Source organism: Caulobacter sp. FW305-C-30-S16 (assembly GCF_058783025.1).
Window position 1 is genome coordinate 1,394,381 of sequence record NZ_JBYSYH010000001.1, and the last position, 25,885, is coordinate 1,420,265.

General features: G+C 69.0%; 24 protein-coding genes. 18 read left to right on the top strand and 6 right to left on the bottom strand.

The annotated features are described in order from the left end of the window. The first annotated feature begins 205 nt into the window (after positions 1 to 205). The 8 genes from AC3WJT_RS06860 to AC3WJT_RS06895 all read left to right on the top strand — a co-directional run bounded on the left by AC3WJT_RS06860 (position 206) and on the right by AC3WJT_RS06895 (position 9,286). Positions 206 to 1,774: a 2-isopropylmalate synthase gene (locus AC3WJT_RS06860; RefSeq protein WP_492342320.1), complete on the top strand. Its 1,569-nt coding sequence runs from the start codon at positions 206 to 208 to the stop codon at positions 1,772 to 1,774. 9 nt (positions 1,775 to 1,783) lie between these two features. Continuing rightward, the gene (locus AC3WJT_RS06865) at positions 1,784 to 2,662 is read left to right on the top strand and encodes a DMT family transporter (RefSeq protein WP_492342321.1); all 879 of its coding nucleotides are present in this window, start codon (positions 1,784 to 1,786) and stop codon (positions 2,660 to 2,662) included. Between the two features lie 173 nt (positions 2,663 to 2,835). Continuing rightward, the gene (locus AC3WJT_RS06870; protein WP_488900710.1) at positions 2,836 to 3,879 is read left to right on the top strand and encodes a rod shape-determining protein; all 1,044 of its coding nucleotides are present in this window, start codon (positions 2,836 to 2,838) and stop codon (positions 3,877 to 3,879) included. Positions 3,880 to 3,927: 48 nt separating this feature from the next. After that, positions 3,928 to 5,010: a rod shape-determining protein MreC gene (mreC, locus tag AC3WJT_RS06875; RefSeq protein ID WP_492342322.1), complete on the top strand. Its 1,083-nt coding sequence runs from the start codon at positions 3,928 to 3,930 to the stop codon at positions 5,008 to 5,010. Further along, positions 5,007 to 5,522, top strand: a complete 516-nt coding sequence (locus AC3WJT_RS06880) for a hypothetical protein (protein ID WP_492342323.1) — start codon at positions 5,007 to 5,009, stop codon at positions 5,520 to 5,522. The genes mreC and AC3WJT_RS06880 overlap by 4 nt, the downstream gene beginning before the upstream one ends. Further along, entirely contained in the window at positions 5,519 to 7,507 is a 1,989-nt protein-coding gene (gene mrdA, locus AC3WJT_RS06885; RefSeq protein WP_492342324.1) for a penicillin-binding protein 2, read from the top strand. The genes AC3WJT_RS06880 and mrdA overlap by 4 nt, the downstream gene beginning before the upstream one ends. Then, the gene (rodA, locus tag AC3WJT_RS06890; RefSeq protein ID WP_492342325.1) at positions 7,504 to 8,658 is read left to right on the top strand and encodes a rod shape-determining protein RodA; all 1,155 of its coding nucleotides are present in this window, start codon (positions 7,504 to 7,506) and stop codon (positions 8,656 to 8,658) included. The genes mrdA and rodA overlap by 4 nt, the downstream gene beginning before the upstream one ends. Positions 8,659 to 8,722: 64 nt before the next feature. Beyond that, positions 8,723 to 9,286 carry an NADPH-dependent FMN reductase gene (locus tag AC3WJT_RS06895; RefSeq protein ID WP_492342326.1) on the top strand — a complete coding sequence of 188 codons (564 nt, stop codon included), beginning with the start codon at positions 8,723 to 8,725 and terminating at the stop codon, positions 9,284 to 9,286. A gap of 8 nt (positions 9,287 to 9,294) precedes the next feature. On the opposite strand, the gene AC3WJT_RS06900 is transcribed toward AC3WJT_RS06895, so the two are convergent. Next, entirely contained in the window at positions 9,295 to 11,607 is a 2,313-nt protein-coding gene (locus AC3WJT_RS06900; RefSeq protein ID WP_492342382.1) for a hybrid sensor histidine kinase/response regulator, read from the bottom strand. On the opposite strand from AC3WJT_RS06900, the gene AC3WJT_RS06905 reads away from it, so the two are divergent. Further along, entirely contained in the window at positions 11,525 to 11,719 is a 195-nt protein-coding gene (locus AC3WJT_RS06905) for a hypothetical protein (RefSeq protein WP_492342327.1), read from the top strand. The genes AC3WJT_RS06900 and AC3WJT_RS06905 overlap by 83 nt on opposite strands. A gap of 36 nt (positions 11,720 to 11,755) precedes the next feature. Here the strand turns inward: AC3WJT_RS06905 and AC3WJT_RS06910 are convergent, their stop codons facing one another. The 3 genes from AC3WJT_RS06910 to AC3WJT_RS06920 all read right to left on the bottom strand — a co-directional run bounded on the left by AC3WJT_RS06910 (position 11,756) and on the right by AC3WJT_RS06920 (position 14,348). Then, positions 11,756 to 12,118 carry a response regulator gene (locus tag AC3WJT_RS06910; protein ID WP_492342328.1) on the bottom strand — a complete coding sequence of 121 codons (363 nt, stop codon included), beginning with the start codon at positions 12,116 to 12,118 and terminating at the stop codon, positions 11,756 to 11,758. 149 nt (positions 12,119 to 12,267) lie between these two features. After that, complete coding sequence (gene pip / locus AC3WJT_RS06915) at positions 12,268 to 13,263, bottom strand: prolyl aminopeptidase (RefSeq protein ID WP_492342329.1); 996 nt, start codon at positions 13,261 to 13,263, stop codon at positions 12,268 to 12,270. An 80-nt stretch (positions 13,264 to 13,343) separates the two neighbouring features. Beyond that, positions 13,344 to 14,348 carry an alpha/beta fold hydrolase gene (locus AC3WJT_RS06920; protein WP_492342330.1) on the bottom strand — a complete coding sequence of 335 codons (1,005 nt, stop codon included), beginning with the start codon at positions 14,346 to 14,348 and terminating at the stop codon, positions 13,344 to 13,346. Positions 14,349 to 14,614: 266 nt separating this feature from the next. Between AC3WJT_RS06920 and AC3WJT_RS06925 the strand changes: the two genes are divergently transcribed. Beyond that, entirely contained in the window at positions 14,615 to 15,844 is a 1,230-nt protein-coding gene (locus AC3WJT_RS06925) for a multidrug effflux MFS transporter (RefSeq protein ID WP_492342331.1), read from the top strand. A 55-nt stretch (positions 15,845 to 15,899) separates the two neighbouring features. Here AC3WJT_RS06925 and AC3WJT_RS06930 read toward each other — a convergent pair whose 3' ends face one another. Further along, complete coding sequence (locus tag AC3WJT_RS06930; RefSeq protein ID WP_492342332.1) at positions 15,900 to 16,277, bottom strand: DUF423 domain-containing protein; 378 nt, start codon at positions 16,275 to 16,277, stop codon at positions 15,900 to 15,902. Positions 16,278 to 16,386: 109 nt separating this feature from the next. Between AC3WJT_RS06930 and AC3WJT_RS06935 the strand changes: the two genes are divergently transcribed. Genes AC3WJT_RS06935 through AC3WJT_RS06945 form a run of 3 tightly spaced genes read left to right on the top strand, consistent with a single transcriptional unit; the run spans position 16,387 to position 18,934 of the window. Beyond that, entirely contained in the window at positions 16,387 to 17,496 is a 1,110-nt protein-coding gene (locus tag AC3WJT_RS06935; protein WP_492342333.1) for an Rv3169 family protein, read from the top strand. Continuing rightward, the gene (locus AC3WJT_RS06940; protein ID WP_492342334.1) at positions 17,493 to 18,506 is read left to right on the top strand and encodes a phosphotransferase family protein; all 1,014 of its coding nucleotides are present in this window, start codon (positions 17,493 to 17,495) and stop codon (positions 18,504 to 18,506) included. The genes AC3WJT_RS06935 and AC3WJT_RS06940 overlap by 4 nt, the downstream gene beginning before the upstream one ends. Beyond that, positions 18,503 to 18,934, top strand: coding sequence for a hypothetical protein (locus tag AC3WJT_RS06945; protein ID WP_492342335.1), 432 nt, complete (start codon positions 18,503 to 18,505; stop codon positions 18,932 to 18,934). The genes AC3WJT_RS06940 and AC3WJT_RS06945 overlap by 4 nt, the downstream gene beginning before the upstream one ends. 7 nt (positions 18,935 to 18,941) lie before the next feature. Here the strand turns inward: AC3WJT_RS06945 and AC3WJT_RS06950 are convergent, their stop codons facing one another. Beyond that, complete coding sequence (locus AC3WJT_RS06950) at positions 18,942 to 19,367, bottom strand: hypothetical protein (RefSeq protein ID WP_492342336.1); 426 nt, start codon at positions 19,365 to 19,367, stop codon at positions 18,942 to 18,944. A 105-nt stretch (positions 19,368 to 19,472) separates the two neighbouring features. Between AC3WJT_RS06950 and AC3WJT_RS06955 the strand changes: the two genes are divergently transcribed. The 5 genes from AC3WJT_RS06955 (at position 19,473) to AC3WJT_RS06975 (ending at position 25,849) form a co-directional block, all read left to right on the top strand. Then, positions 19,473 to 20,534, top strand: coding sequence for a DUF1176 domain-containing protein (locus tag AC3WJT_RS06955; RefSeq protein WP_492342337.1), 1,062 nt, complete (start codon positions 19,473 to 19,475; stop codon positions 20,532 to 20,534). A 27-nt stretch (positions 20,535 to 20,561) separates the two neighbouring features. Beyond that, positions 20,562 to 21,728 (top strand): MFS transporter, encoded by a 1,167-nt coding sequence (locus tag AC3WJT_RS06960; protein ID WP_492342338.1) that lies wholly within the window; start codon positions 20,562 to 20,564, stop codon positions 21,726 to 21,728. Continuing rightward, positions 21,725 to 22,933: a sialidase family protein gene (locus tag AC3WJT_RS06965; RefSeq protein ID WP_492342339.1), complete on the top strand. Its 1,209-nt coding sequence runs from the start codon at positions 21,725 to 21,727 to the stop codon at positions 22,931 to 22,933. Before AC3WJT_RS06960 ends, AC3WJT_RS06965 begins: the two co-directional genes overlap by 4 nt. Before the next feature lie 81 nt (positions 22,934 to 23,014). Further along, complete coding sequence (locus tag AC3WJT_RS06970; RefSeq protein ID WP_492342340.1) at positions 23,015 to 23,227, top strand: hypothetical protein; 213 nt, start codon at positions 23,015 to 23,017, stop codon at positions 23,225 to 23,227. 159 nt (positions 23,228 to 23,386) lie between these two features. Continuing rightward, entirely contained in the window at positions 23,387 to 25,849 is a 2,463-nt protein-coding gene (locus tag AC3WJT_RS06975) for a coiled-coil domain-containing protein (RefSeq protein ID WP_492342341.1), read from the top strand. The last annotated feature ends 36 nt before the right edge of the window (positions 25,850 to 25,885 follow it).

The window sequence follows — 25,885 nt, forward strand, 5'->3', positions numbered from 1 at the left end:
CCGCTCCGGCGCAAGACTGTTGCTTGAATCGCCGGATTCCGTTATCCAGCGCCCATGCAATGCGATCACACCGGTCTGCTTCTACGCGCCACGGGGCTTAGCCGCCCCTGGGCGTCCGCCTGACCGCTTGATCGCGGCCGGGCGCTCAGGGGCTCATTCGACTCGCACCTGATCCCAAGCATTCGGCCAACGCAGAGTAATTCCCATGACCGCCCCCGTATCCGCCGCCAAGCGCGACAGCGTCATCATTTTCGACACCACCATGCGTGACGGCGAGCAGTCGCCCGGCGCCTCGATGAGCCACGACGAGAAGCTCGAACTGGCCAAGATCCTCGAGGAGATGGGCGTCGACGTCATCGAGGCCGGTTTCCCGATCGCCTCCAACGGCGACTTCGAGGCCGTCCGCGCCATCTCGCAGATCGTCACCGAGAGCACCGTCTGCGGCCTCGCCCGCGCCGCCGCCGTCGACATCGACCGCTGCGCCGAGGCGATCCGCCCGGCCAAACGTGGCCGGATCCACACCTTCATCTCCACCAGCCCGCAGCACCGGGACTACATTCTGAAGCTGTCGCAGGACGAGGTTCTGGAAGCCGTGGTCCAGTCGGTCACCCGCGCCCGCAACCTGTGCGACGACGTCGAATGGTCGGCGCAGGACGCTACCCGGACCGAGCCGGACTTCCTCTACCGCTGCGTCGACGCCGCCATCCGCGCCGGCGCCCGCACGATCAACCTGCCCGACACCGTCGGCTACAGCTTCCCCGAAGAATACGCCCTGATGTTCCGGAACGTGATCCTGAACGTGCCGGACTCGGACAAGGCGATCTTCTCGGCCCACTGCCACAACGACCTGGGCCTGGCAGTGGCCAACTCCATCGCCGCGGTGCAGGGCGGGGCGCGCCAGGTCGAGTGCGCGATCAACGGCATCGGCGAGCGCGCCGGCAACGCCGCGCTGGAAGAGATCGTCATGGCCCTCAAGGTCCGGGGCGAGACCCTGGGCTTCGACAGCGATGTCGACCCGATCCACATCACTCGCGCCAGCCGCTACGTCTCGGCCATCACCGGCTTCCCGGTGCAGTTCAACAAGGCGATCGTCGGCAAGAACGCGTTCGCGCACGAGAGCGGCATCCACCAGGACGGCATGCTCAAGAACGCCGAGACCTACGAGATCATGCGCCCCGAGGACGTGGGGCAGGGCGCCACCAACCTGGTCATGGGCAAGCACTCGGGTCGCCATGCGTTCCGCGAGAAGCTGAAGGCGCTGGGCTACGACCTGGGCCAGAACGCCCTGAACGAGGCGTTCGTCCGGTTCAAGGAACTGGCCGACAAGAAAAAGCATGTCTTCGATGACGACCTGATCGCGCTGGTCGACGACGCCCTGGCCCGTGGTTCGGAGCGGATCCGCGTCGTGCATCTGCGCGTCGTGGCTGGCACCGAAGGCCAGTCCGCTGAACTGACCCTCTCGGTCGACGACGTGGAGAAGAAGGCCGAGGCCAGCGGCGACGGTCCCGTCGACGCGGTGTTCAACGCCATCCACGAGATCGTGCCGCACGCCGCCGCGCTGCGCCTGTTCCAGGTGCATGCGGTGACCGAGGGCACCGACGCCCAGGCGCAGGTTTCGGTCCGTCTGGAAGAGGACGGCCGCATCGCCACCGGCCAGGCGGCGGACACCGACACCCTGACGGCCAGCGCCAAGGCCTACGTCAACGCGCTGAACAACCTTTTCTCCCGCAAGGAGAAGGGCAAGCCCGACACGGCGATCGCCAGCGGGTTCTAGCCCGCCTCCATGCTCTGGATCCCCATCACCGTCGCGGCCGCCGCCTGCCAGGTTGCGCGGAACGCGGCGCAGCGCAGCCTGCTGACCGGCGCCGGGCCGTGGGGCGCGACCCTGGTGCGGTTCCTGTTCGGCCTGCCGTTCAGCCTGGTGTTCTCGGGCGTGGCCCTGCTGCTGATGCCGGCCGACCTTCAGGTCACGCCGGTCACGCTGGCCTGGGCGGCGCTCGGCGGGACAATGCAGCTGGGCGCCACGGCGGCCCTGCTGACGGCCATGCAGCGGTCGAGCTTCGCGCTCGGCACCGCGTTCCAGCAGAGCGGCCTGCCGTTCGCGGCGATCCTCGGTCTGCTGATGTTCGGCGACCACCTGAGCCTGCGCGGCTGGGGCGGGGTGCTGCTGGCCAGCGCGGGCCTCATCGTCCTGTCCTGGCCGCGAACAGGCGAGGCGACGCGCGACTGGACGGCCGCCGGGCTCGGCACGCTATCCGGCTTCTGCTTCGCCATCTCGGCCAACGCCTTTCGCCAGAGCGCCCTGGCGCTCGACCCGGCCCATCCGATCCCGGCGGCCCTGGTGACCGTGGCCATCGTCCAGGCCATGCAGTCGGCCGGGCTGACGCTGTGGATGGCCCTGAAGGACCGGCGTTCGCTGATGGCGGCGCTCGGATCCTGGCGGGTCTCGATGGGGGCGGGCCTCTTCGGAGCGCTCGCGTCGGCCGGCTGGTTCATCGCCCTGGCGCTGTCGCCGGCCGGTCCCGTGCGGGCGGTCGGGGTGGTCGAAATGCCGATGGCCGCCCTCGCCGGACGGCGGCTTTTCGCCGAACGGGTGACGCCACGCCAATGGCTCGCCGGGGGTGTCACGGCGCTCGGGGTGGTCCTCGCCGCATTCGGTTAAAACCCATTCGCAATAGACCTTGAAATCAACACGTTCGCGGTGCACACGGCGTGATGTCAGCTTGCCCTGTCACCTCGGCTATGCGGCGCTCCGGGGCGCGCGCCCTTGGTCTGGTGTGGGACTTGCAGGCTCCGACCCGCCCGTCCCAAAAGCTCTCAGAATCAAGGCTCTGAATGTTCGGCTCTCTCTTCGGCGCCATTTCCAACGACATCGCCATCGATCTCGGAACGGCCAACACCCTCATCTACATGAAGGGCAAGGGCATCGTCCTGAACGAGCCGAGCGTCGTGGCGCTTCGCAATGTGGGCGGCCGCAAGATCGTCCATGCCGTGGGCATAGAGGCCAAGCAGATGCTGGGCCGCACGCCGGGCCACATGGAAGCCATCCGTCCCATGCGCGACGGGGTCATCGCCGACTTCGAAGTCGCCGAGGAGATGATCAAGTATTTCATCCGCAAGGTTCACAACCGCAAGGGCTTCGTGAACCCCAAGGTCATCGTCTGCGTGCCGTCCGGCGCGACCGCCGTGGAACGCCGCGCGATCAACGATTCCTGCCTCAACGCCTCGGCCCGCCGGGTCGGGCTGATCGACGAGCCGATGGCCGCCGCGATCGGCGCCGGCCTGCCGATCCATGAGCCGACCGGCTCGATGGTGGTCGACATCGGCGGCGGCACCACCGAGGTGGCCGTGCTGTCCCTGTCCGGCATCGTCTATTCGCGCTCCGTGCGCGTCGGCGGCGACAAGATGGACGAGGCGATCATCAGCTACATGCGTCGCCACCATAACCTGCTGATCGGCGAGACCACCGCCGAGCGGATCAAGAAGGAAATCGGCACCGCCCGCGCGCCGGCCGACGGCGAAGGCCTGTCGATCGACGTCAAGGGCCGCGACCTGATGCAGGGCGTGCCCCGCGAGGTGCGCATCTCCGAAAAGCAGGCCGCCGACGCCCTGGCCGAACCGGTCAACCAGATCGTCGAGGCCGTGAAGGTCGCGCTCGAGGCGACGCCGCCCGAACTGGCCAGCGACATCGCCGACAAGGGCATCATGCTGACCGGCGGCGGCGCGCTGCTGCGGGGCCTGGACGCCGAGATCCGCGACCACACCGGTCTGCCGGTGACGGTGGCCGACGACCCGCTGTCCTGCGTCGCGCTCGGGTGTGGCAAGGTTCTTGAACACCCGAAGTGGATGAAGGGCGTGCTGGAAAGCACTCTCGCGTAACATCAGCATATGAGTCGGGGCCGGGGGTGGCCCTGACGGAGACATCGGGTGGCTCTGCGTCAGGATTCGTTCGGCGAATTGAAGGTTCCGCTGACCTGGATGGCAGTGGTGGCCCTGATTGTCTGCGGCGTCGTGGGCGTCTCGATTCTGCTCAGCGACCGTCGCGAGACGTTCCAGACTGAAGCGTACGGCGCCGCGCGCCAGGCCGTGGACACCGTCTCCGCGCCGGTCGGCGGCGCGGTCGCCGCGCCCGGCCGCTGGACCGGCGACCTGCTCGGCTGGCTGCGCAGCTATGTGGCCGTCGCCCATGAGAACCGTCGCCTGCACAAGGTGATGGCCGGCCTCCAGGCCCAGGCCGACGAGGCTGTGCGGCTGCGCGACGAGAACGAGCGTCTGCGCGCCATGCTGGGGGTCAGGACCGACCCGCCGATTCCGATGGTCACCGCCCGCGCCGTCACCGACTCGCGCGGTCCGTTCGCCAATGCGCGGCTGGCCAACGCCGGCAGCGACGCGGGCGTCGTCGTCGGCTATCCCGCGCTCAGCGAGCGGGGGCTGGTCGGCCGGATCGTCGGCGTCTCCCGGAATGCGAGCCGGATCCTGCTGCTGACCGACGTCGCCTCGCGCACGCCAGTGATGATCGATCGCAGCAACGCCCGGGCGATCCTGACCGGCGACGGAGGACCCAACCCCAAGCTCGACTACCTGCGTGGCCGCGACGCGGTTCACGACGGCGACCGGGTGCTGACCAGCGGCGACGGCGGCGTGCTGCCCCGCGGCCTCCCCGTGGGTCGCGCCGTGAAGGGTCTCGACGGTCGCTGGCGTGTCGTGCTCGACGCCGACGCGGGCGCGATCGACTGGATCCGCATCCTGAAGTTCAAGGACTACTCGCAGCTGGCCGATCAGCAGGCGCTGGCCGCCACGCGCCTGCCGCCGGTGATCACCGAGAACCCCGACGACCGGATCATCAGCGCGTCGGCCCCCGCGGCGGCGACACCCGCGACCAAGACTCCCGCGGCCAAGACCCCGGCGACCACGCCGCCCCAGAAGGCCGCGCCGGCCGTCCCGACGCCGAAGGCCGCGACACCGCCCCAGAAGGCCCCCGCGGCCGCGCCGGCGGGGCCCGCCCAATGAGCTTCTCGGCCGCGCGGCCTCTGGACCCGTGGCGCTGGATCGGCGTGCCCGCCCTGATGTGCATCGGCGCGACGATCCTGCTGGCGGCGCCGATCCAGCTGTTCGGCCTGCGGCTGCCCGAGCCGATCTTTCCGATGGTCTGCGCGTTCGGCTGGGCCGTGATCCGTCCGTCGATCCTGGCGCCCGTGGTGCTGCTGCTGCTGGGCCTGTTTCTCGACATCTACTGGGGCGGAACGCTCGGCCTTTGGGTCGTCTCGCTGCTGCTCGCCTATGCGGTGACGCTGGCCATGCGCAACATGATGACCGGCCAGAGCCGCCCGATGATGTGGGCCTGGTACGCCGGCATGACCGTGGTCGCGATGGTCACCGGCTACCTGGTCACGATGCTGGACGTAAAGGCCGCGCCGAGCGTGGTCGGGGTCGTCTGGCAGCTGCTCGCGACCGCCATCCTCTATCCGTTCGCCCACCGCCTGATCGACCGCTTTGAAGACGCGGACGTGAGGTTCCGATGAGCGAACCGACAATCTTCTTCAGCGAGGTCAACGAGAAGCAGGGCGCCTTCACGCGTCGCGCCTTTCTCATGGGTGGCCTGACCGGCGTGGGTCTGCTGGCGCTGACCGGGCGGCTGGTCCACCTGCAGATCGTCGAGGCGCAGCGCTACCAGAAGCTCGCCCAGTCCAACCAGTTCAACTTCCGCATCGTGCCGCCGCCGCGCGGCCTGATCCTCGACCGCAACGGCGTCACGCTCGCGTCAAACCGTCCCAACTTCCGCCTGCTGGTGTCGCGGGAAACGGACATGGACGTAGAAAAGACGGTCGATGACCTGGCGACGCTGGTGCCGATTGACGCCAAGCGCCGCGAGCGCCTGATCCGCGACATCAAGCGCGCGCCCAAGAAGGCGCCGGTCCAGGTGATGGAGGACATGAGCTGGGAGGAGTTTTCCCGCATCAACGTCCGGGCGCCTGAACTGGCGGGGGTGACGGCCGACATGGGCGAGGTGCGGGTCTATCCCTATGGCGGCGCCTTCGCGCACGTCATCGGCTACGTCGCCCGCGTCAACGACAAGGACATCGAGACGGCCAAGAAGGCCGGGATCAGTCCTGATCCGCTGCTCTACAACCCGGGTTTCCGCATCGGCCGTCAGGGCGTGGAGAAGGCGTTCGACATCGATCTGCGGGGCAAGTCCGGCGCGCAGAAGCAGGAGGTCGACGCCCGGGGGCGCGTGGTCCGCCAGGATCCCGGCGGCGACATTCCCGCCACCCCGGGCAAGGAGATCCGCCTCACCCTCGACGCGGACATCCAGAACCGCGCGCTTGAAGTGATGGGTGAGGAAAGCGGCGCGATCGTCGTGATGGATTGCCGGAACGGCGACCTGCTGTGCATGGCCTCGACGCCGAGCTTTGACGCCAACCGCTTTGTTAAGGGCCTGTCGGGACCGGAATACCGCGCGCTCGCGCAGTACGAGCGCAAGCCGCTGCTCGACAAGGTGATGAGCGGCACCTACCCGCCCGGGTCGACCTTCAAGCCGATGGTCGCCCTGGCCGCGCTGTCCGCCGGCGTCGACCCCAACATCCGGACCAACTGCAGCGGCAGCTGGTACTTCGGGGGGCGGACATGGCGTTGCTGGGGCCGGCACGGCGCCCAGAACATGCACGATGCGATCAAGAACTCCTGCGACATCTACTTCTACCAGACCGCGCTGAAGATCGGGCCGGACGGCATCGCCGCGGCCGCTCGCGCCTTCGGCCTCGGGCAGACGTTCGACATCGGCATCCCCGGCCAGAAGAAGGGGATCGTCGGCTCGCGTGAGTGGAAGCGGAAGAACTTCAAGAAGGACAAAACCTGGCACCCGGGCGACAGCGTCAACTACGGGATCGGCCAGGGCTATATCAACGTGAACCCCCTGCAGTCGGCGGTGATGACCGCGCGTCTGGCCAATGGGGTGAAGGCCCTCAATCCCCGCCTGATCAAGTCGGTCGGCGGCGTGGACCGGCCGCCCGGCAACGCCGTGCCGGACCTGCCGTATCCCAAGGAGCTGATGGACTACGTCCGCGGCGGCATGATCGCCGTGGCCAACGACACGTCCGGCACCGCCTTCCGCCAGAGCCAGCTCGGGCTCGGCGACGTGCTGATGGCCGGCAAGACCGGCACGGCGCAGGTGCGCGTGTTCCGCGACGGCGAGTCGCGCAAGAGCGCCGGCGTCCGCTGGGCGCTGAAGGATCACAACTGGTACATCGCCTTCGCCCCGATCGACGCCCCGCGCTACGCCATTTCGGTGCTGATCGAGCACGGCGGCCTGGGCGGGGCCACCGCCGCCGCGCCACGGGCGCGCGAGGTCATGCGGGTCGCCCTGCTGAAGGACCCCGAGTTGCGCGCGCGGATCGAGAAGCCCTTGCCGATGCCCGAGCTCGATGAAGCGTCCCTGGCCGTCGGCGCCGCGCCGCCCGCGCCCGCCGTCGGCGCGCCGCCGCCGATCACACCGGGAGCGCCCCAATGACCAGTGGCGGCCTGACCCGTCCCGGCGAGCGCGATCGGCTGATCGTCAAGTTCGCCGAGATCGACTGGACCTTCTGTCTGATCCTCTGCCTCATCGCGGGGGCGGGCGGAATGATGATGTTCTCGGCCGCGCCCAACTCCTGGGAGCCCTGGGCCGCGCCGCACCTGATCCGCTTCGGCGTGTTCTTCGTGATGATGATCGTGCTGGCGATGGTCGACCTGAGGCTGTGGTTCACCCTGGCCTATCCGATCTACGCCGTGGCCCTCATCCTGCTGGTCGGGGTGGAGCTGGTGGGGGACTCGGCCAAGGGCGCGCAGCGCTGGCTGGAGATCGGGCCTTTGCGGTTCCAGCCGTCGGAAGTGATGAAAATCGGCATCGTGCTCGCCCTGGCGCGCTTCTATCACGGCATGTCGGCCGACAACGCCCGCGCGAGCTGGTGGCTGCTGATCCCGGCCCTCCTGATCGCCTTGCCGACGCTGCTCGTGGCGCACCAGCCGGACCTGGGCACCTCGCTGCTGATCCTGTTTACCGGGGTCGCGATCATGATCCTGGCCGGCCTGTCGTGGAAGTTCATAGCCACCGGCATCGCCGCCGTCGCTGTCGCCGCGCCGACCATGTATTTCTTCGTGCTGCACGACTACCAGCGCAGGCGGGTCGACGTGCTGTTCAACCCGGAAGCCGATCCGTCCGGGTCCGGCTATCACATCCTGCAGTCGAAGATCGCGCTGGGCGCCGGCGGCCTGCTGGGCAAGGGCTATGGCCTCGGCAGCCAGAGCCAGCTCGACTTCCTGCCGGAAAAGCACACCGACTTCATGTTCGCGACCCTGGCCGAGGAGTTCGGGTTCGCCGGCTGCTTCTCGATCCTGTTCCTCTATGGCGCGATCATCTTCATGGCCCTGCGGATCGCCTCGATCAGCCACAGCCACTTCGGCCGCCTGTCCACCGCCGGGGTGACCGCCACGTTCGCGCTCTATGTGCTTATCAACGGCGCCATGGTCATGGGCCTGGCCCCGGTCGTGGGGGTGCCCATGCCGCTGCTTAGCTATGGCGGCACGGTCATGCTGACGGTGATGATCGGCTTCGGTCTGGTCCAGTCGGTGCGCGTGCACCGCTATTCCGAAGTCACAAGCGGGAGAGGCGCGCTGATGTAGTCGCCTTTCCAGGTGACATTGCGCGCGAATTGGAACAGGAGTGGTGGCGAAACAGGAGCTCGCCATGTCCCTCGTCGTTCAGACCATCATCTGCAGCACCCGGCCGGGCCGCGTCGGTCCGACGATCGCCCGCTGGTTCCATGACGCCGCCGTCGCGCACGGAAAGTTCGACGCCCGGCTGATCGACATCGCCGACTTCAATCTGCCCGTCTACGACGAGCCGAAGCATCCGATGATGCAGAGCTACGAGCACGATCACACCAAGGCCTGGAGCGCCAGCGTCGCCCAGGCCGACGCCTTCGTGTTCGTTACGCCGGAGTACAACTACGGCCCGCCGCCGGCGCTGGTGAACGCGCTGAACTACCTCTACCGCGAATGGAACTACAAGCCGGCCAGCTTCGTCAGCTACGGCGGCGTGTCTGGCGGCCTGCGCGCGGTGCAGATGGAAAAACAGATCCTGACGACGCTGAAGATCATGCCGATTCCGGAGCAGGTGTCGGTGCACATGGCCGGGCAACATATCGAGGACGGCGTGTTCAAGCCGGGACCGATGCAGGAAGCGTCGGCCGGCAAGGCGCTGGATGAACTGCACCGATGGGCCGAAGCCCTCAAGCCGCTCCGGGGCTGACGGGCTCGTCAGGCGGCCGGCAGCGGTCTGAGATCGTCCAGATAGCGATCCAGCTCTGTCGCCCAGCCGCGCGAGGCCTTGATGTCGGACTCCTCGGCTGCCAGTTCCAGGCCGGCGCCGATGTCGGTGATGTGCTGGAAACCGAACGCGCCGCCCGTTCCCCGCAGATTGTGCCCGAGCACCGTCGCGGCCGGGAAATCGGCGCGGTCGAGAGCGTTGCGGATGTCGACCACGCTCTGGCGGCAGTTTTCCAGGTAGGCCGGTACGCGCAGGGCGACGCGCGGGCCGGGCGGTAGCGAGAGGGCCTCGGCCTTGACGCGTCTCGCCAGCACCGCCTGCGCCACGGCCGAGAAGTCGAAGATCGCCTGCAGCAGGGTCTCTTGCTTGATCGGCTTGGTCAGATAGGCCGTGCACCCCGCCGCGAGGCAGGTCTCCCGGTCGCCCTTCAGGGCCGAGGCGGTCAGGGCGATGATCGGCGTCGGCGCCAGGTCGTTGGCTTTTTCCCAGGCCCGGATGGCGCGTGTCGCAGAGAGTCCGTCCATGACGGGCATCTGCCGGTCCATCAGCACCAGGTCGTAGTCGCCCGTCCGGAACATCTCGAAGGCGGCCTTGCCGGTCTCGGCGACATCGATCCGGTAGGGGGTGTCCTCGAGATAGGCGAGGGTGATCGTCTGGTTGTCCGGCGAGTCCTCGGCCATCAGGATCCGCAGGCGCGGCAGGGCGACGGCCGGTCCAGCGCCCAGCGGGGCGCTGACCGTCCGGGCGGCGGCGGCCCAGACTTCGAATGGCACCGAGAAGGTGAAGACGCTCCCCTTGCCGACCGTGCTGGTCACGCCGATGCGCCCGCCCATCAACTCGACCAGACGCTTTGAGATGGTCAGGCCCAGCCCCGAGCCGCCGAAGCGACGCGTGGTGGACGAGTCCGCCTGGGTGAACCGTTCGAAGATCTGCGCGAGCTTGTTGCCGGCGATGCCGATCCCCGTGTCAGACACCCTGAACCGCAAGGCGGTCGGGACCGCGAGGTCCGGATCAGGTTCGACCTTCAGCGAGACCGTACCCGTCTCGGTGAACTTGATGGCGTTGCCCAGCAGGTTCAGCAGAACCTGCCGCAGCCGCGTCGGGTCGCCCATCAGGTCCTTGCTGACGCCCGGCGCGATCTCGCAGGTCAGGGACAGGCCCTTCTCATGGGCCCGGCCGGCGACCATCTCCATGACCTTTTCCAGGTGATCCCCGAGCGCGAAGCCGGTTCGCTCCAGATCGAGCTGCGAGGCCTCGACCTTCGACAGGTCGAGAATGTCGTTGATCAGGTTGAGCAGATTGTCGCCCGACCGACGGAAGATCTGGACGAAGTTGTCCTGCTCGGGCGTCAGGCTGGTTTTGGCCAGCAGGTCGGCGATGCCCATGATGGCGTTCATGGGCGTGCGGATTTCGTGGCTCATGCTGGCCAGGAAGTCGGACTTGGTGCGGCTGGCGCTCTCGGCGTCGGCCTTGGCCTGTTGCAGTTCGGCCTCGACGCGCTTGCGCTCGGTCACGTCGCGGGCCGCCGCGAATACGCCCTGAAGGGTGCGGCTGCGGTCGTAGAAGGTCGTGGCGTTGTAGGAAACGACGGTCTGTTTGCCGTCGCGGGCCCTGGCGGTCAGCTCATAGTCGGTTACGGACTTCTCGCTGAGCACCCGCTTGATGCCGGCCTCCGCCCGCGCCGGATCGGTGAAGCAGTCCTTGAACGGCGCGCCGATCAGCTCGTCGCGCGTGCAGCCCGTGAGGGCCTCCATCTGCTTGTTGACGTCTGTGATGATCCCCGAGGGGTCGGTGGTCATCAGGGCGTCGATGTTCGATTCAATCAGCGACCGGGTGTAGAATTGCTGGTCTCGAAGCCGCTGGTCCGACTTCTTCTGCTCTTCCTCGACCAGCTTGCGGGCGGTGTTGTCGGTGCCGATCAGCAGATAGCCGATGATCACGCCGTTCGCGTCGCGCAGGGCTGTGACCGACACCACCGCGGGCAGTCGGGTGCCATCCTTGCGGATGTAGGTCAGCTCATAGATGTCCTCGATCCCGCGCGAGGCCTTGAACACCAGGGCATCGAAGCCCGGCGTAATGTCGGTGGCCAGTTCCGCGCTGAGCGTCTGCGCGCGGGCGATCAGCTCCTGGGGGTCGGAGATGTCGGCCGGCGTAATCGAGTTGATGACCTCGCCCGCCGTGTAGCCCAGCATCCGCTCGGCCCCGACGTTGAAGATCTGGATGACCCCGCGGGCGTCGGTCGCGATGCTGGAAAAGTTCGCGCTGTTGAAGATGGCGCTCTGCAGCGCGCCGGCCTTGACGATGGATTCCTCGGTCTGGCCGTCGACCGTCGAGGTCGCGGCCGGTCCTGGCAGGGGCTCCGTGGAGGAGGCGGCCGGTGATTTGGTGATCGGGTTTCCTGACTCGGAGACATGAACTCCGGCGCAAGTCCGGAGCGTACACCCATTGGGCTCAATGGAGCAGCAATTCCAGCGACTGTTCCAGCTGGGCCGGCGTATAGGGCTTGTGCAGGAAGGTCGCGCCGTCGGTGAACTGATCGGTCATGGCGGTCGAGAGCGGCGTTCCGGAGGTGTAGAGCACCCGCAACAGCGGCCTCATGCCGACCGCGCGGTTGGCCACCTCGTATCCACTCTGAACCAGGGCGTGCAGGCGGATGTCCACGAACAGGGCGTCGATCTGTTGCGGGCCAACCAGATGGTCGAGCGCGCTCTCCAGATCGTCGGCCAGCAGGGTCGTGTGACCCAGATCACCAATCGTCCAGTCCGCGACCTGGCGGATGAAGGGCTCGTCTTCGACGATGAGGACTACGGCCACGGAGGGCCGGCCGGCGCCAGGCTGGACATGTCTTCGATTACCCCCCGGGAGCCACCGACGCGATGGTCCCTGGCCAGACCCCGAATGCGCCGGACCGCGATTGGTTCCACGCACGGCGTCGATTTTTCAGGACGGCGAGCGGGCCGCGTCTAGCGGAGGCGCGCCGCCTCATCCGTCGCCCGGATCAGGGCGTCGATCACGCCGGGTTCGGTCGAGGCGTGGCCAGCGTCCCAGATGATGTCGAAGCGGCTCTCGGGCCAGGCCTTGTGCAGGGCCCAGGCGCTTTCCAGCGGCGTGACGACGTCAAAGCGGCCCTGGACGATCCAGCCGGGGATCTTGCGGATCTTCTCGACCTGCTTCAGCAGCCAGCCGTCCTCGGGGAAGAAGCCGCGGTTGGCGAAGAAGTGGCATTCGATGCGGGCGAAGGCGATGGCGAAGTCGACCTCGTTGAACTTCGGAGGCCTGGCCTCCGGGCCGCGGATCGAGATGGTGTCGCCCTCCCACTGGCTCCAGGCGGCGGCGGCCTCGGCCTGGACCTTGCGGTCGGAGTGGACCAGCCGCTTGTGGTAGGCGGCGATCATGTCGTTGCGTTCGCCCTTGGGAATGGGGCCGACGAACCGCTCCCAGGCGTCGGGGAACAGGAAGGACGCACCGTCCTGGTAGAACCACTTCAGCTCGCGCTGGGTCAGCAGGAACACGCCGCGCAGGACGAGCCCCTCGACCCGCTCGGGGTGCATCACGGCGTAGGCGAGGGCGAGGGTCGAGCCCCAGGAGCCGCCGAAGACAGTCCACTTCTCGACGCCGAGATGGACGCGCAGCCGCTCGATGTCCTCGATCAGCGACCAGGTGGTGTTGTCCTCGAGGCTGGCGTTGGGCCGGCTCTTGCCGCAGCCGCGCTGGTCGAACAGCGCCACGCGCCACTTCGCGGGGTCGAAAAAGCGCCGCATGGTCGGGTTGATCGCCCCGCCCGGGCCGCCGTGCAGAACGATGGCCGCCTTGCCCTTCGGGTTGCCGCACTCTTCGTAATAGAGCTCGTGCGGGCCGCCGGTCTGCAGCCAGCCGAAACTGTAGGCGTCGATCTCGGGGTACAGGCTCCGGCGCAAACTGGAGTGACCTGGGGCGGGCGGCGACGCTGAGCGATCCATGGAGCGGTTCTAGCGCCCCCCGGCGGTCGGGGCCAATTACAAACAGGGAGAAGGGGACATGTACCGAAGGTACGTGCCCCCTATGACGGAAACCGCCGGCCCAGCCAGTCGAGCATGATGCGGTTCACCTGTTCGGGCTCTTCCTGCTGGGTCCAGTGGCCCGAGCCGAGCACCAGCTGCTTCTCGAGGTCCGGGATCAGGTTTTCCATGCCGTCGGCGGCCGAGGGCGGCAGAACCGCGTCCTTCTCGGCCATGATCATCAGGCTGGGCTGGCGCACACGATGCTCCAGGCCTTCGGACGCGTGCCAGTTGCGCGTGAAGTTGCGGTACCAGTTGATGCCGCCGGTGAAGCCGGTGCGCTCATAGGTCTCGACCAGCGCCTCGAACTCCGCCTCGGTCATCAGCGTTTCGCGCGGGTCGACCGACGGGTCGTAGGCCTCCAGCATGTCGACGATGGCGAAGGCGCTCGGATCGCCCGGCTTGCGCTCGGTGGCGAAGCCCGCGCTCGGGGCGGCCGGCATGTCCATCGGCCGCTTCATGAAGAAGTTCATCGCCTTGCGGACGTTGGCGTTGAGCACCGCGTCGGCTTCGCCCGGGGTCTGGAAGTGGACGATGTACATCCGCTCGCCCAGCCGCGCGCGCATGATGGCGATGGGGTCAACCGGCGCGCGCTCGTTGAACGGGGTGTTCAGGCCGATCACGCCGGCGACGCGGTCGGGGTGGCGGATGGCCATGTACCAGACGACGAAGCCGCCCCAGTCGTGGCCGACGAAGATCGCCTTCTCGATGCCCTTGGCGTCCAGCAGGGCGATCAGGTCGGCGCACAGGTTTTCCAGGGCGTAGCTCTCGACCTCGGCGGGGGCGTCGGTCAGGCCGTAGCCGCGCTGGTCCGGCGCGATCACCCAGCGGCCGGCCTCCGACAGCGCCTTGATCTGGTGCCGCCAGGAAAACGCCAGCTCCGGCCACCCGTGACAGAACACCAGCGGCACGCCTTCACCCTGCGGTCCGGCTTCGTAGTAGGCCATGCGGATGCCGTTGACGTCGGCGTACTGCACGGGCGGCATCATGGCGGTGATCGCGGACATGTGGCGTTTCCCTGGGTGTGTTTTCGGAATGCTGCCCGGCAGTCGTTGGGGAAGGCAAGCCCGCTTCATTCCTCTCCGCGAAGCGGGGAGGGGGACCATGCGGAGCATGGTGGAGGGGCCGGCGGTGGATTGGCCGGAATGACCGGAAATCAGGATGAGGCCGCTTGCGCCCGCGCTGGCCCCTCCACCGCGCGCTGCGCGGTCCCTCTCCCCACGATGTGGGGAGGATTGAGTTGGAGCGCATCCGTCCCTAAACACGCCCCACCTTGAGCCCGTCCCCCGCCACGCCCCGTCCGACGATCACGCCCTGGGGGCTGGTCATTCTCCTCGGCTCGCTGACGGCCTTCGCGCCGATGTCGATCGACATGTACCTGCCGGCGTTCCCGGCGTTCGGCGCGGACCTCAAGGCGGACGCCGGCCAGCAGCAGGCGACGCTGGCGGTGTTCCTTTTCGGTATGGCGATCGGCCAGTTCCTGTACGGCCCGGCCTCGGACCGGTTCGGGCGGCGCGCGCCGATCCTGGTCGGCATTGCTGTCTATGTCGCCGCCTCCATCGCCTGCGCCCTGGCGCGCGACCCCGACTGGCTGATCGCCGCCCGCTTCGCGCAGGCGCTGGGCGGCTGCGCGGGCGCGGTCGTGGCGCGGGCCGTGGTGCGGGACCTTTTCGACCATACCGAGACGGCCCGGATGCTGTCGCTGCTGACGCTGATCATGGGCCTCGCGCCCATCCTGGCGCCGATGTCAGGGGCCTTGGTGCTCGCAGCCCTCGGCTGGCGGGCGATCTTCTGGTCGCTGGCGCTGTTCGGCCTGCTGTGCGGGCTGGCGGTGTTCTTCCGTCTGCGCGAGAGCCGCTCCGATGCCACCGCCCGGCAGGCGCGTTCGGAGACTCCGCTGCAGGCCTATCGCGTGCTGATCTCGAACCGGCGACTGATCGGCTATGCGCTCGGCGGCGGCCTGAACGGCGCGCTGCTGTTCACCTACATCTCCTCGTCGTCGAACCTTATGATCGAGACCTACGGCTTCACGCCGTTCCTCTACACCGTCGTCTTCGCCTGCAATGCGTTCGGCGTGATCGGCGCAGGGCAGGTCAACCGGATGCTGCTGCGGCGCCTGAACCCCGACCAGGTCCTGGCCCGGGCCAGCCTCGCGGCGCTGGGCTTCGGCGTGCTGCTGCTGATCGCGGGGCTGACGGGGCTGGGCGGCGCACGGCTGCTGCTCCCGCTGCTGTTCGCCTGCCTGGCCAGCTACGGCCTTATGGCCGGCAACACCATGGCCGGCGCCCTCAGCGTTGATCCCATGCGCGCCGGCTCGACCTCGGCCCTGATGGGCGGTTTGTCGTTCGCCGCGGGGGCGTTTGCGTCGTGGCTCGCGGGCGTGCTGCACGACGGATCGGCCCGGCCGATGGCCGTGGTGATGATGATCTGCCTGCTGGGGTCGAGCGCCGCGCTCTGGGGGCTGGCGCTGCCTAAGAGGGACGCGACCCGGACCTCAAACTAGCGACGTCATGGCCCGAACCGGTCGGGCCATGACGGGATGGGAGGGCGGATGGGCGTCAGGCCCTATCCACGTCCCGTGCGGCCCAGGCCAGGATCGCCCAGCCGGTCAGGAAGCAGAGGCCGCCCAGCGGTGTGACCATCCCCAGCCAGCGCGGCGCGCCGAGCGCCATGGCGTAGAGCGAACCCGAGAACAGCACGGTCCCGCCGAGGAAGAAGGCCGGTGCGAAGCGGGCTCGCTTCGCGCCGATGTTCATGAAGGTCGCGCAGGCCAGCGTCGCCATCGTGTGCATGAACTGGTAGCTCGCGCCGGTCTTCAGCCAGTCCTTCGCGACCGGGTCCGTCACGCCGTGCGCGGCGAAGGCGCCGATGGCCACCGCGAGGAATCCGCTCATCGCGGCGAGGGTCATCCAGGTGCGCCTCGTCCAGCTTTTCACGCCTTACCCTCCGTCACGGTTGCCTAGTCAGGTTGTCATCGTTCACTTTGGGGGCTGTAGGCCCGAAACGCTCATCTGAGAAGCGTCGGCCGTTTGGAGGAGCAAGGCCATGGCGCTGACCAAGGGCGACGATTTCCCGATCCACCAGACGGCGGAGCCGATCGCTTATTCGGGGACCGACCGGAACTTCTACGACCGGTACTTCTTCAACGGCTATCATCCGACGGAGGGCGAGGACTTCTTTGCCGTGGCGTTCGGCGTCTATCCGCACCTGAACGTCGTCGACGGGGCCTTTGTCGTCGTCCGCAACGGGGTCGAGACGGCGCTGCATGTCAGCGGCTGGCTCGGCGACCGCATGGATCTGACCGCCGGTCCGCTGAAGATCGAGATCCTCGAGCCGCTGAACAAGCTGAAGGTGACGGTCGACTCCGCCGAGCACGGCCTCAAGGGCGAGATCATCTTCACCGGCCGCGCTTTCCCGATCGAGGAGCCGCGCTTCGTCCGCCGTCAGGGCACGCGGACCTTCATGGACTACACCCGGCTGACCCAGAACGGCTCCTATACCGGCTGGATCGAACTGGACGGCGAGCGTCGGTCGGTGGACGGCTTCGTCGGCACGCGCGACCGGTCCTGGGGCGTGCGTCCGGTCGGTTTCCGCGACAGCCAGGAGGTCGTGCCGCAACAGCCGCCGCAGTTCTACTGGCTGTGGTCGCCGTCGAGCTTCGAGGACGGCAGCTTCTTCTTCCACAGCAATGAGGACGCCACCGGCCGGCCGTGGAACACGCGCGCGGTCTGGGCGCCGGACGGCGCCGGCGAGGAGGGCATGGAGCATCTCAACGGCGCCGCGGCCATCGAATGGCGCAGCAACTCCCGGCACGCCAAGAGCGCGATCGTCACCCTGACAGACGACTACGGCAAGCCGGCGGGCTCGGTGGCCTTCCAGCCGCTCTATGAGTTCCAGATGATGGGTCTGGGCTACACCCATCCCAAGTGGGGCCACGGCCAGCTGCACGGCCAGCTGACCGTCGAGCGCGAAAACATCGTCCTGGCCGAGGCCGACCCGACTCTGCCGTTCAATCTGCACGTCCAGGCCCTGTCCGACGTCGTCTTCACCGACGCCGCGGGCAAGGTGCGCAAGGGCAGGGGCGTGCTTGAGCAGCTGGTCATCGGCCCGCATGGTCCGTCCGGCTTCGCCGGCCTTCTGGACATGGCCAAGTGACGCTACAGGATCAGCTCGAAGCCTATCTGACCCGCATCTGGGAGACGCCGGCGCGGGTGACGACCATCTCGCGCATCCCCGGCGGGGCCAGCCGTGAGACCTACCGGTTCGACGTCGAGGCCGGCGGCCGCACGCGTGGACTGATCCTGCGACGCGACCCCGTCGGCAGCCTGATCGACACCGAGCGCAAGCTCGAGTTCGCGGCCTTCCGGTCCTTCTTCGGCGTCGGGCTGCCCGTCCCCGAGGCCGTGGCGCTGGAAGAAGACGGGGCCGAGCTTGAGCGGCCGTTCTTCATCATGGGCCGCATTGACGGCGGCAAGGCGCAGAGCCCGTTCACCGTCGCGCCCTACGGCGAGCATGCCCGGGCCATCGGCGAGCAGTTCTATGGCCATCTGGGCGTGATCGCCGCGGCGGACCCGCTGACGCTGCCGATCGCCGAGGCGACGCCCGCGCCGCCGCTCGACGGCTGCTGGAAGGCCGCGCTCGACTACTGGGAAGGCGTCATCGACGCCGACGAAGAGCATCCCCAGCCGATCGTCCGCGCCTGCATCCGTCGGCTGCGCGCCAATCCGCCGCCGCCGGCGCAGAAGCTGTCGGTGGTCCATGGCGACTACCGGACCGGCAATTTCATGCACGACGGCGCCGGCAAGGTCGTCGCCCTGCTGGACTGGGAGATGGCCCACATCGGCGACCCGCTGGAGGACCTCGGCTGGGCCATGGAGCCCCTGTGGTGCTACGGCGAGACCGACCGCGTCTCCGGCATGCTGCCGAAGGCCGACGCGATCGCGATCTGGGAGAAGGCCAGCGGCCTGACGGTCGACCCGGCCGCCTTCGCCTGGTGGGAACTGTTCGCCTCGGTGAAGGGCCAGGCGATCTGGATTTCCTCGGCGAAGGAGTACCGCGCGGGCGGCCTGAAGGACCCGGTGCTCGGCCTTTCGGGCTGGTACACGGCCCGTCGCCAGGACGTCATTCTCGCCGACCGGCTCGCGGCCCTGGAGGCGCTGGCATGACCCCGACCGTTCCTGAACTGCTGCTGGGCAACTTCCTCTGTCTGATGGAGCCGCCGCCTCCCGAATCCAGCGGTGACTTCCTGCAGGCCCGGATCGGCGTCACCGGCATGATCTCGCTGCTCTGCGCCCAGGAAGCCGAGCGCGGGATCGCCGCGCGGGTCTGGGAGAACGGGGCCATACGGGCCCTGCTCGCCGAGGTGGCGGGGGTGTACGGCGAGCGCTTCGCCGATGCGGCGAAGGGCCCGGACGATGACCTGTCGCTGGCCGCGCTGGACGCCTCGAACGCCGCGCTTCGCCGGGCCCTGATCGAGCTGCATATCGCCGTCGAAACGTCGCGGGACGCCGCGCTCGATAAGGCGATCCGCGCGCTCTACGTGAAGGTGGCCGACGCCCGGCGTCTCGACCTGCCGCCGCTGCCGGCGGGGTAGGGCGCCTCTAGCGGCTGACCTGGAATGTCGTGCAGCCCGGCGCGCCGCCGACATTGCCGGCGATGACGACCTGTGACCCGCGCTGCGTCACAAGGCCGGCGAGGTCGACCATGACATAGTCGGCCGGCTGCAGGATCCAGTGGCTGCCCTGCAGGACGATCTGGCCCTGGCTGTTGAGCCGGCCGGTGACAGCATATTTGCCTTCGGGCACGGTCCGGTTGGAGCCGCCCGCCCATTCCGCGCTGTTGAACCGGAACGTGCCGCGGACAAGGCCGTCATAGTCGCCGTCCAGGGTCAGTTCCAGAAACGTCGTCCCCTGGGCGCAGACATAGCCGCCCCGGTACACGCCATCGATGATGTTGGCGTCGACGGCGGCAGCCGGTGTGGCGACCAGGGCCGCCGTAGCGGCGAGGCAGGACAGGGCGAGACGCATGGGGAACCTCCAGGGTTGCCTCCCATCCTCGCGCCGTCTTCGCCGTCCGGCCTCCCGAAAAAAGGGGGATAGGTCGAGGGCTCTCGCGTCTGCTACGAAAACGGGATGCGAAACCCTCTGACGTCAGGTTCGTTTCCCCCGGTATGCGCGGCGGCGCTGGGCGCGCTGCTGCTGGCGGTCGGGCCGTCCCACGCGGCGGGCCAGAAGACCTTCCGGGACTGGTCCGCGGTCTGTGACAATCTGGGAACCTGCGTCGCCTTCGCCTGGCCGAAGGACGAGACCGAGATCGCCTGGCTGCGGTTCGAACGGGCCTACGGTCCCGACGCGCCGGTCAAGGCGGTGCTGGCGGTCTACGCCGAGGATGACCTGGATGTCGGCGGCGGCCCGTGGTTCCTCGACGTCGACGGCAAGCCGGTTCCGGGTCTGGGCGCCCTCTACCCGACGCAGGACGGCAACGGCTTCTGGCGGATGGAGATTCCTGAGGCCCATACCCGCGCCCTGGCCATCGCCGCCCGTGACGGGGCGGTGCTGAAGCTGACCCGCCGCAAGAAGGACCCGCTCACGCTGTCGCTCTCGGGCGGCGGCGCGACGATGATCTGGATCGACGAGCAGCAGAACCGGCTGGGGACGCCGACCGCGCTCAGCAAGGCGCCGGGCGCGGCCCCCGTTGTGATTTCGGCCGGGGTGCGGATCGTCCCGGCTCCGGCTGTTCCTCAGACCGGCCTGCCGGACAGCGTCCCCAAGGCCGCCCTGGCCGCAGCCGGCGAGTGCGAAGAGCCGGGCGACTGGCCGGCGGAGGCGCTGATCGCCCGCCTGTCGCCGGGCGTCGTGCTCTATGCGCCGGTCTGCAGCCGCGGCGCCTACAATGCGGTCTACAGTCTGGTTCTCGCCGACGACCAGGGCCGGGGCGGCCGCCGCATCGACCTGCCGCTGCCCGCCGGCCTCGGCATGGGCCGCATCAGCGACCCGATGAACCTGGACTACGATCCGGCCACGCGCACCCTGACCAGTTTCTCCAAGGGCCGCGGCCTGGGCGACTGCGGCGACGAGACCCACTGGGTCTGGACCGGAGAGGCTTTCCAGCTGCTGCTCTCGCGGGTGATGGGCGAGTGCCGCGGCGTGCCGTACGACGACTGGCCGACGCTGTTTCAGGGCGAGGTTCGCTAGTCCGCCCCGACTCTGATAGCGGAAGCCATGTCACGCGTCGTCCCGCTCGGCCTGTTCTACTGCTCGATCTTCATCGGCACCGGGGCCAGCCTGCCCTACATGCCCGTCTGGTTCCGCGCCCATGGCCTCAGCGGTGCGCAGATCGGCATAATCCTGGCCGCGCCGATGCTCGCGCGGATCGTCATCGCCCCGGCGCTGGCGGTCTGGGCGGACGGCTTCCGTATCCGCCGCACGCCGATGATCCTGCTCGGGCTGGCCGCTGCGGTCTGCTACGGGCTGATCGGCGTCGTCAGCGGCTTCGGCCCCTGGCTGGTCTTCTGGCTGGCCGCGTCCAGTCTGCTGGCGACCCTTATTCCGCTCGCCGATGTCCTGACGATGCGCCGGGCGCGAACCGAGGGGTTCAACTACGGACTGCCGCGCGGCATCGGCTCGATCGCCTTCGTCGTCGCCAACATCGGCATGGGCGGCCTGCTGGCCTGGACCGGTCCGGACCTCGTCATCGTCTGGGTCTGCGTCGCGGGGCTGCTGGCGGCGGTGTCCGCGCGGACGCTGCTGCCGCCCGACCCCGTACACGAGGGCGGCGAACGGCCCGGACGGCGTGATCGCTGGCGGGGCGTGTCGGAGCTGATGCGCAACCGGCCGTTCCTGCTGGCGGTCGTCTCCACGAGCCTGATCCAGGCGACCCATGCCTTCTACTACGCGTTCTCGGCCTTGCTGTGGAAAGGGCAGGGGCTGTCGCCGACGGTCATCGGCCTGCTCTGGGCGACCGGTGTCGCGGCGGAGATCGCGTTCATGTGGTTCCTCGAACCCTGGCGCAGACGGGTCGGGCCGGAGGTGCTGGTGGTCATCGGCGGCGTCGCGGCGCTGGTTCGCTGGACAGCCCTCGCCTTCACGCCGCCGGTCTGGTTGCTGTTCCCGCTGCAGTCGCTGCACGCCCTGAGCTTCGCCGCGGTGTTCATGGGGTCGCTGCAGTTGATCGAGCGGAACGCCCCGCCGCACAGCGCCTCGGCGGCCCAGACGATCAGCTCGGCCTTCTCCGGCGGGCTGGTCATCGGCGTGGCGACCCTCGCCAGCGGGGCGCTGTTCGACGCCGCCGGCGTGCTGGGCTATCTGGGGATGAGCCTGCTGGCCCTGCTGGGCCTGGTCGGCGCCTGGCGGCTGAGCGTCGCAGGACGAAGAGGAAGCGTGACATGAAGCGTCTGGCCGGCCTGCTGGTTGTTCTGCTGCTGGCCGGCTGTGCGCCGCGCGAGGAGGACGCCCTGGCCCGCGCCGTCGGCGGCCTGCGCGGCCAGCTGATGGTCCCGGTCAGCGGCGGCTATGTCCGCAACGGCGTCGGAACGATGGTCCGGCTGAAGGACGGCCGGCTGTACCATCTGGTGAGCCGTCATCGCCGCCAGGACGGCGTTTCGAGCGATCACTGGCCGGCGGACATCGCGGCGATGATCTCCTCGGACGAGGGACGAACCTGGACGAAGCCCCGCATCGTGTTTCGCGGCCCGGGACCCAGCGCCGTCCAGCCTGGTCTGGCGCGCCTGGCCAATGGCCAGCTCGGCGTCAGCTACAGCCGCATCACCGACGGCGAAAAGGCCTTCAAGGTGTTCCGCTGGTCATCGGACGAAGGCCGAACCTGGTCGGACGAGATCGTGATCGGTCCTCGCGACGGCTACTGGACCAGCGCGCATGATCGGCTCGTCGTGCTGTCGACCGGGCGGATCGTGATCCCGCTTCATGTGATCGTCCGGGGCGTCCCGGGTCAGATCGCCACCCGTGTGGGCTGGTCCGACGACCACGGCCGGACCTGGTCCGTGTCGCCACAGACGGTCAACGTCACCGGGATCATCCGCAACAATCGCGGCCCGACCGGCCTGCCGAGTTTCTGGGAAGCCAGCATCGTCGAGCGCAAGGACGGCTCGCTCCTGATGCTGGGCAGGACCCTGGCCGGAGGGCTCTACGCCACGACCTCGACCGACGGCGGCGCCCGCTGGACGGAGCCGACGCCGACGACGCTGGTCACGGGCGGCTCGCCCGGCAACGTCGTGCGGCTGCCGGGTGCGGAGGGCATCCTCATGGTGATCTGGAACCGGTGCTGCCTCAGCCCCGACAGCGCGCTGATGGGCCGGCGGCTGACCCTGTCCTCGGCCGTCAGCCGCGACGGCGGCCAGACCTGGGGCGGGATCCGCGATATCGAGGCGATCGCCCCGGTGGGCCGGGTCGAATATCCCTCGATCCTGATCTCGCAAGGCAAGGCCTTCATCACCTATCGCGTCATCGGCCGGCCGCTGCCGATCGCCGGGTCGCAGGAGTATCTGGCGGTCCTGCCGCTCTCCTGGTTCGATGTCGAAGCACAGTTTCACCGTCCCGAGACCGCGATCAACAAGGCTCCGCCGCCGGCAACATGACCAAAACTTCATGCGCCCGGGAATTGCAGCCGCACAGCGTCTGACGGATAACGTCGCTATCGCAAGTCGGGGGACGGCTCGGTGCAGACGCTGCTCGAGATCATCGCCACCATCGTGGTCTGGGCCGCATCGCTCGTCTTCTCCCACCTGGGGATCGAGGTCGATCTCACGCGCCCGTCGCACAGCGAACGCCCGGCCGCGGAGCGCGCCGCGCGCGAGCCCGGCGAAACGGCCGCCGCGTCGGTCGCCGAGGATTGTCCTGACGCCGAACAGTCCCGGATTCGCCGCGTTTGAGCCTGCGCGACCGTCCGTCACGGGGCGGACGTTAACGAAACCTTTTCAAGGCCTTTTCCCGCGCGAGTTTCACCGGTAGGTTTCTCCCAGCGGGCGAGGTTGGGGCTGGCAGTCGCGCGCAGAGATATTCCATCGGCCCAGCAGGACCACGACCCGCGAATGACGGCCAGGAATACGCGCTCTCCGTTTGATTTTTCCAGGGCGTCGCGTGAAGCGCCGCCGCCGAAGATTGTCATCCAGGCCGAGTCCGAGCTTGAGGCGCCGCCCGCCGTCGAGGCCGAGCTTGAGATCGTTCAGGCGCCCCTGACGGTCGAAATGACCGCCGAGGACACCGCGCCGCCGACGCCCGCGCGCAACCCCGATGCGAACGCCGAGCCGCCCCTGCCGCCCGCGGTCATGGCCCGGGCCGAAAAGTTCAAGGAACCGTCCAGCAGCCTGATCTGGATCGGCGCGTTCCTCGTCAGCGCGCTTTGGGCCGTGGCGCCGGTCGCCTTCGCCCTGGGATGGAGGTGGAAGATCGAACCGCTCGGCGAAGATCCCCTCGCGCTCGGCCTGTTCGCGGTGCTGGCCGTCGGCCCCGCCGCCCTGGTGTTCGTCGGCGCCTATGCGCTGGTGCAGGGCCGCAAGCTCTCCGCCGAGGTGCGTCGCGCCCGCGAGACCACCGCGCGTCTGCTGGGGCCTGCCGCCATGGCCGCCGCCGAGACCGGTTCGGTGATCGAGTCGGTGCGATTGCAGATCGACAGCGCGACGGGCGCCGCCCACGAGGCGCGCGAGACCATGCTGGCCCTGCGCCAGGCGATGGCCGAAGAGACGCAGCGTCTGTCCGAGGCCGCGGCCCAGTCCGCGCGCACCGCCGCCGAACTGGCGACGTCGCTGGGCCATGAACGCGAGGGACTCAGCGCCCTCAGCGGCGAGCTCGACGCCCGCGCCACCGCCGTCGCTGACAGCATCACAAGCCAGGCCCGGATGGTCGCCGAGGCGTCCGATCTGGCCGAGACCCAGCTGCGCGAAGCCGAGGCCGCCCTGGCCGCCCGCGCCGCCGATCTCGCCGCCGCCGCCGGTGAAGCCAGCGACGCCGCCCGTGTCGCCGGTGAGGACCTGGCGCGGCAGGTCGCGCGTCTCGAGACCGCCGGCGTCGGCGTCGGCGACCAGATGCGTCTGGTCGAGGAGGGGCTTACCCAGCAGCGCGCCGGTCTGGTCACCGTCGCCCACGCCCTGCGCGCCGATCAGGAAGACTTCGCCGCCCTGGCCGAGAGCCGTGCGGCGCAGCTATCGGAGTTCATGGTCCACGCCACCGAGGGCGCGACCAATCTTGGCGAGCAGGCCGCCCGCGGCGCGGAGGCGCTGCGCCAGCTGATCGCCGACGCCGCGGAGCGGTTCGAGGCCCTGACCGAGCATGCCCGCGCCGAGCGCGAAGCATTGGGCCACGAAGCGTCCCAGGCTGTGACCCTCGTCGGTCAGGCCGCCGCCCGCGAGCGGGACGGACTGGAGTCTGACCTGAAGTCCGCCATAGAGCGGCTGGGCTCCGCCGCCCAGGCCGCCCGCGAAGTCGCCGAGGGCCATGCCGACGCCGCAAGCCGTCGGGTCGACCAGCTCAGCGAGGCCGCCTTCGCCGCGCACCAGAAGGCCGATGCGGTCTTCGAAGCGCGTCTGACCGAAGCGCGCGACCTGATTGAACAGTCGGCCCAGATGGTCGAACAGGCCGGCGCCGCCACGGCTGAAAAGCTGGTCCAGGGGGCCGCCGTCGCGCGTGGGGCTCTGGCCGAGCTCGGTCAGATGCTCGGCGAGGTCGACGCCCGCGCCTCGCGCCTGCCGGACGCCGCCCGCGCCCGGGTCGAGGAGGTCCGCGTTTCGGTCGAGCAGAGCATGGACGACCTGCTGGCCGCCGCCCGTCGCGCCGCCGACGAGACCCAGTCCATCGACGCCGCGTTCCAGGAGCGGGTGCGCCGCAACTACGACATGCTGAGCGAGGCCGTGAAGGTCATGGGCGTCGTCGCCGGCGCGGCCGGGAACGCCGCGCCCGCCATCGCCGCCGCCAGCCGCCCCGCGCGTCCGGCGCCCGCGCCCGAGCCTTCCACCGCTGACGCCGCCGGCCTGCGCCCGCGCCTGAAGCTGACCCCGACCGCCACCGACGAGGAGTTCCGCAGCGTGTTCGACGCCGCCGGCGGGCGGACGCCGCCTGCGGCCCCGGCGCCCGGACCCGGTGAGGCCGGCTGGAGCTGGAAGGACCTGCTGACCTCGATCGACAGCGACGAGAGCGACCCCGAGAGCCTGGCCGATCGCATGGCCGCCGAGATCGCCGCCATGGGCATCGACCCGGCCGCGCTGCTGCCCCGCAACCGGATCGACGAGATCGCCGCGGCGGTACAGACCCGCGACGCCGAGGGCGCCCGCGAGGTGATCCGCCGCCTGGCGCCCGCCGCGATCCGCCGGCTGGTGCGACGCCTGTTCTCCGACGCGGCCATGCGCGGCCAGACCGAGCGGTTCCTGCAACGCTTCGGCGGCATGCTGGACGAGGCGGCCGAACGCGACCGCAGCGGCCTTCTGGCCGGCACCCTGCTGGCCTCCGAAGGCGGCCGCGCCTACCTGCTGCTCGACGCCGCGGTGGGCGACCTCGGCTAAGGCGAACCCGCTTCGCGACACCGGTGTCATTGCTTG